A 5,051-nucleotide genomic window follows, 5' to 3' on the forward strand; every position below is an offset into this window, starting at 1 on the left:
GCATCCTGCCCGCCCCCGCGCACGCTTCCCGCCGCCAGTGACTCCACCTGTCGCGGCACGCCGTCCCAACCCGACGGGGGCGCAACATGAACTCGGACCTACTCGAACGAGTCCGGCTTCGCCTGGCGGGCCACGGTTCCCCCGCCGATCCAGTGGCGATCGCCGAAGCCGTGCGGGCTGAGGCCGGTGGCCCCGTCGGGCATGTCGAGGTGCTGGAGGCGCTGCGCATGCTAGGTCACGAGTTCACCGGCGTGGGCCCGCTGGAGACCCTTCTGGCCGATCCTGGCACCACTGACGTCCTCGTCACTGGTCCGGACCATGTGTGGATCGACGGTCCGGAAGGCTTACGCCGCACCGAGGTTCGCTTCACCGATGATGAATCCGTCCGCAGGCTCGCGCAGCGACTGGCCCTCGCTGCGGGCCGGCGCATCGACGATGCACAGCCCTATGTGGACGGTTGGCTTCCCGGGGCAGGCGCGCACGGGCGAGTGCGACTTCATGCAGTCCTGTCCCCGGTCGCGGCCGACGGCACATGCATTTCCCTCCGTGTCCTGCGCCCGGCGGTACACAGCCTTGACGCCCTGCGCGAACTCGGCACGTTCGACGATGAAGGTGCCCGGCTGATCCGCGCAATAGTCGCGGCGAAGCTGGCCTTCCTCGTCACTGGAGGCACCGGCGCAGGCAAGAGCACCCTGCTTGCGGCGATGCTTGGCGCTGTGGACCCGGCGGAGCGCATTGTCTGTGTCGAGGACGCCGGTGAACTGCAACCGGCGCATCCGCAGTTCGTACGACTCGTCACGCGCCCACCGAACGTCGAAGGTGCCGGCCAGGTCACCCTGCGAGATCTCGTCCGCCAAGCGCTACGTATGCGCCCCGATCGCTTAGTGGTCGGAGAGGTGCGTGGAGGCGAGGTTTGCCAGTTGCTGAACGCGTTGAACACCGGTCACGACGGCGGCGCCTGCACGCTGCACGCGAACTCTCCCACAGAGGTCCCGGCGCGGCTGGAAGCGCTAGCCGCTCTCGGCGGTCTGTCCCGTGCCGCTCTGCACAGCCAACTCGCGGCTGCGGTCCAGGTCGTGCTCCACATGCGCCGCCGCGCCGATGGCACCCGCCACTTCGCCGAGCTGGCCGCACTGACTCGAACTGAGGTAGGCGACGTTCGTGTGGTCCCGGTTTGGACCAATGGCTCCTGGACGAGGCGACGCCTCTTGCTCACCGCACTGCTGGAATCGAAAGGGGTGGACTTCCAATGCTGATTCCTTACGGCGCACCAGCAAGTCTCGGCAACCGTGACTTCTCCTGCTGGAACTGGGAAGCGAGCAGGCCATGACACTCGCATTGCTCGCTACCGCGGCCGCCCTCCTGATCTGGCCAGCAGGCAAAACGGCAACTACTCGTCTTGCGACCGTTTCGCCGCGGGCGCGTCGTCCGCCGTGGTCGCCTGATTCGCGCTGGCTGCTGGTCCTGTTCGCGCTACCGGTGGTCGCCCTGCTCGGCACTGCCAGCGCAACAGCAGCAGTGTTGCTGCTCCTGGCCGTCTGGATCCAGCGTCGCTCGCGCAAGCGAACCAAATCACAGTTGATCGCGGCACAAGCCATGGCGGAAGCCCTCGGCACGACAGTGGCTGAGCTCCGGGGTGGCGCATCCTCGGCAGCGGCCGCGGAGGCGGCTGCCGCTGACGCACCGCGCGATGTCGCCGTGGTGATGAACGCGCTGGCGAGTTCAGCTCGATTCGGTGTGGAGCCGCCGAAGCTCACCGGTCCGCGGGGACAGCTGACGACGGCATGGAATCTCAGCCGCAGGCACGGCCTCCCGCTGGCGGACCTCCTCGACGCGGTTCGCCGCGACATCGTCGGCAGCAGCCGGCATCTCGCCCGTGCGGACGCGAGCATGGCGGGACCACGAGCCAGTGCCGTGGTGCTCGCGTCGCTGCCCGCGGTCGGGGTTCTGCTCGGTGAAGCGGTTGGTGCCAAGCCCCTGCACATACTGTCCGGCACTGCGGCAGGCCACACCCTGCTCATGCTCGGGTGCGCGTTCGTTCTCGCCGGCGTCGCCTGGACGTCTCGCCTCACCAAACCAGAGGCGATCCGATGACCGCCATGAGCGCCGCGCTCGCTGGGTTGGCCTTGTTCATTCTGCCCGGACAGACTGTGGTCCACCTTCGGCTCACCAGGCTGTTCCAGCCAACCAGAAGATGGTCCGGCTTCCCTTCGTTCCGGCAGCCGAGGCCAAAGGCCGATGAACCCGGTCTCGCTGCCACGTGGGATTTGTTCGCCGCCTGCCTGCGCGCGGGGCTTCCGGTGCCCACCACGATTTCCGCTGTCACCGAAGGTCAAACCGGGCCCGAAGCGGAATCACTCAGGGCGACCGCCGGGCTGCTCAGGCTCGGCGCTGGTCCTGCGGAAGCCTGGGCGCCGGCGCGGGCAGGGCCGGGCACGGCCGAGCTCGCCAGGGCCGCGCAACGCACCGCACGGTCCGGAAGTGCGCTCGCGGCGGTCGCCGAAGACTTGGCCGGGCAGCTGAGGATTTCGCTCGCGGACAAGGCGGAGGCCCGCGCGCAACGGGCCGCCGTGCTCATCGGCGGACCCTTGGCCCTCTGCTTCCTGCCCGCTTTCCTGTGCCTGGGCGTCGTGCCGGTCGTGATCGGCCTCGCCACCCGGCTCAGTGTCTTCTGACGTCCACAAAGGACTCGACGAAAGGAAACACGATGTTCTGGCAGACAACTGGTCGGCACGCCCGGCCCAAGACCCGATGGTGGCATCGCTGGCGCCGGCCAGTACTCACCGCTGACGACGGGATGAGCACGGCGGAATATGCGATCGGCACGGTCGCGGCCGCCGCCTTTGCGGCAGTGCTCTACAGCATCGTCACCGGCGACTCCATCACCGCCGGGCTGACCTCGCTCATCGAGCACGCCTTGTCGGTGAATCTCTGATGTCCATACCGGCGAGGGCTGAGGCCGACCGCGGGGCCGTCACCGTCGAGGCGGCGATAGCACTGAGTGCGCTGACACTCGTACTTGGTCTGGTCCTCGCCGGGATAGCCGCGATGGCCGGGCAGCTCCGGTGCGCCGACGCGGCACGGGAAGCCGCCCGACTCGTCGCCCGTGGCGACCGTCCGCTTGCCGAGCAGGCGGTCGCTCAGATCGCGCCTGGCGCGCGGTTACGGGCAGAGGTTGACGGCAACGCCGTCACCGTAGATGTGACGGCCGAACCGATCGGTGGGCTGCTGCCTGGCGTGCACTTGCACGGGCACGCGTTTTCCCTGCTCGAGCCTGGAGTTCCCGATGCTCCAGGGTGATCGGGGTTCAGCGACCGTCTGGACTGCCGGTGCCATTGCCGCGGTCCTGGCGGTCGCGGGGTTGCTGTTCTCGCTCGGATCGGCCGTCGTGACGCGACACCGGGCGACGGATGCGGCAGATCTCGCGGCGCTCGCAGCCGCCGGCCGGGCCCAGGAAGGAACAAGCGCAGCGTGCGCGCAAGCCCGGTCGGTGGTGAAGCAGATGGCGGCCCGGCTGGTCAGCTGCCGCTTCGAGGAATGGGACGCGCTGGTCGAGGTGGAGGCTGAAGCGCCGAGCGGTCTCGGGACGGCGTCAGCGCACGCGCGAGCCGGACCGGTAACACGACGAACGGCGGCCGCCGGGCAGAACGGCGGCGCCGCGACGGAGGACGGACGGTCGCCCTCACGCGCCGAGCGGTCCGCTCAACCCAGCGCTGGTTGACGCTTCTACTAACGAAAACCCTTGTGAGTAAAGGAAAAGAGAGATGAATCAGCACGATCGGGCGACACGCGCCGCCCCCGTCCTCCGGCGACCGGTGATCGACAAAGGGCGTTCAGTGCAGCCGGTGACACGAAGCTCGCTCGTCGTCCTGTAACGGCCGGTTGTCGACCGCCCACTACCGGCACTCTGCAAATTGCCCTTTATTGGGATCACAAGCCACCAGCGGCGGTGGGAAGAACGAGGAGTTGCTTACAGATGTTGGACACGGATTGGTCGGATAGCTGGCGTGGCTCGTTCCACATCGAGCTGCGTGCCGAGGCCATCGGGCTTGCCTGCCATGGTTGGCCGGTGCTGCCCGGTACCTCACCGGCCGCGGAGTCCGGCGACCAGGCCTGGTCTTGGCCGGTCCCGGTGCGCCACGACTGGGCCGACCAGCTCGGCGCACACCCCGACGAGGTCGCCGGGTGGTGGAGCAAGCCCTACAGTCTGCTGGTCGCTACCGGCAAGGTTGTCGATGCCGTCGAGGTCGATGTCGAACTGGGCCAGCGCGCCGCGCGGCTGCTGCGCGCCACCGGGCACCCCGCACCGATCGTGGCGACTCCCGATGGCCGCTGGCTGTTCCTGACCACCGTGGCTGACACCCTGCCCGAGCCGCTTGCCGGCAGCGACAAAATCCGCTGGCACGGCGCGGGCAGCTGGGTTCCGTTGCCACCCACCACGTTCCAGCACGGCGTCGTGCACTGGCGAGTGCGGCCCGACGTGTGGGGCTGGCGTCTGCCGGAAGCCGATGCGGTGCACACCGTTCTCATCCGCGCTCTCGACCAGAGCGAGAGCCGGCGTCAGCTGGTCGCGGCGTCCGTCGCGGCCTGAGGAACAGCAACGTGGTCGTGCCGGCCGTGATGACTCACCGCCCCGAGCACGGTATCGAGTACGGCCACCGCCCCCGCCTTGTCCAGTGGATCGTTGCCGTTCCCGCACTTCGGTGACTGCACACAGGACGGGCATCCCGCCGGGCACTCGCAGGAGACGATGGCCTCCCGCGTAGCGGCCAGCCAAGGGACCAAAGCGGCAAAACCGCGATCGGCGAATCCCGCACCTCCGGGATGGCCATCGTGCACGAACACCGTCGCCTCCCCGGTGTCAGCGTGCAAAGCGGTCGACACCCCGCCGATGTCCCAGCGGTCGCACGTAGCGAACAGCGGTAGCAGGCCGATCGCCGCGTGCTCGGCGGCATGCAGGGCGCCGGGGATGCGCGCGGGCACAAGCCCAGCGCCCCCCGGTGCCCTGCCACCAGACTCGCCGGTGACCGGGCGCGCCCCGATCCCCGACC

General features: G+C 68.9%; 8 protein-coding genes. 7 read left to right on the top strand and 1 reads right to left on the bottom strand.

Annotation, left to right across the window (positions count from 1 at the left end):
* Nucleotides 1–86 precede the first annotated feature (86 nt).
* From GKO32_RS37525 to GKO32_RS37555, 7 genes are all read left to right on the top strand, one after another.
* Nucleotides 87–1,256, top strand: a complete 1,170-nt coding sequence (locus GKO32_RS37525; RefSeq protein WP_154761663.1) for a TadA family conjugal transfer-associated ATPase — start codon at nucleotides 87–89, stop codon at nucleotides 1,254–1,256.
* A 70-nt stretch (nucleotides 1,257–1,326) separates the two neighbouring features.
* A complete protein-coding gene (locus tag GKO32_RS37530) occupies nucleotides 1,327–2,094 on the top strand; it encodes a type II secretion system F family protein (RefSeq protein WP_154761664.1) in 768 nt (255 codons plus the stop codon).
* The gene (locus GKO32_RS37535) at nucleotides 2,091–2,675 is read left to right on the top strand and encodes a type II secretion system F family protein (RefSeq protein WP_246245353.1); all 585 of its coding nucleotides are present in this window, start codon (nucleotides 2,091–2,093) and stop codon (nucleotides 2,673–2,675) included. The genes GKO32_RS37530 and GKO32_RS37535 overlap by 4 nt, the downstream gene beginning before the upstream one ends.
* Before the next feature lie 32 nt (nucleotides 2,676–2,707).
* The gene (locus tag GKO32_RS37540) at nucleotides 2,708–2,935 is read left to right on the top strand and encodes a DUF4244 domain-containing protein (RefSeq protein ID WP_154761665.1); all 228 of its coding nucleotides are present in this window, start codon (nucleotides 2,708–2,710) and stop codon (nucleotides 2,933–2,935) included.
* The gene (locus GKO32_RS37545) at nucleotides 2,935–3,300 is read left to right on the top strand and encodes a TadE family type IV pilus minor pilin (protein ID WP_154761666.1); all 366 of its coding nucleotides are present in this window, start codon (nucleotides 2,935–2,937) and stop codon (nucleotides 3,298–3,300) included. The genes GKO32_RS37540 and GKO32_RS37545 overlap by 1 nt, the downstream gene beginning before the upstream one ends.
* Nucleotides 3,287–3,721 carry an Rv3654c family TadE-like protein gene (locus tag GKO32_RS37550; protein WP_154761667.1) on the top strand — a complete coding sequence of 145 codons (435 nt, stop codon included), beginning with the start codon at nucleotides 3,287–3,289 and terminating at the stop codon, nucleotides 3,719–3,721. The genes GKO32_RS37545 and GKO32_RS37550 overlap by 14 nt, the downstream gene beginning before the upstream one ends.
* 255 nt (nucleotides 3,722–3,976) lie before the next feature.
* Entirely contained in the window at nucleotides 3,977–4,591 is a 615-nt protein-coding gene (locus tag GKO32_RS37555) for a bifunctional DNA primase/polymerase (RefSeq protein WP_154761668.1), read from the top strand.
* Here GKO32_RS37555 and GKO32_RS37560 read toward each other — a convergent pair.
* Nucleotides 4,561–5,051: Zn-binding domain-containing protein (locus tag GKO32_RS37560; protein WP_154761669.1), on the bottom strand; the 491-nt coding region annotated here is incomplete at its 5' end. The genes GKO32_RS37555 and GKO32_RS37560 overlap by 31 nt on opposite strands.

The sequence above is a fragment of the Amycolatopsis pithecellobii genome (genome assembly GCF_009707865.1).
Lineage (GTDB): Bacteria > Actinomycetota > Actinomycetes > Mycobacteriales > Pseudonocardiaceae > Amycolatopsis_E > Amycolatopsis_E pithecellobii.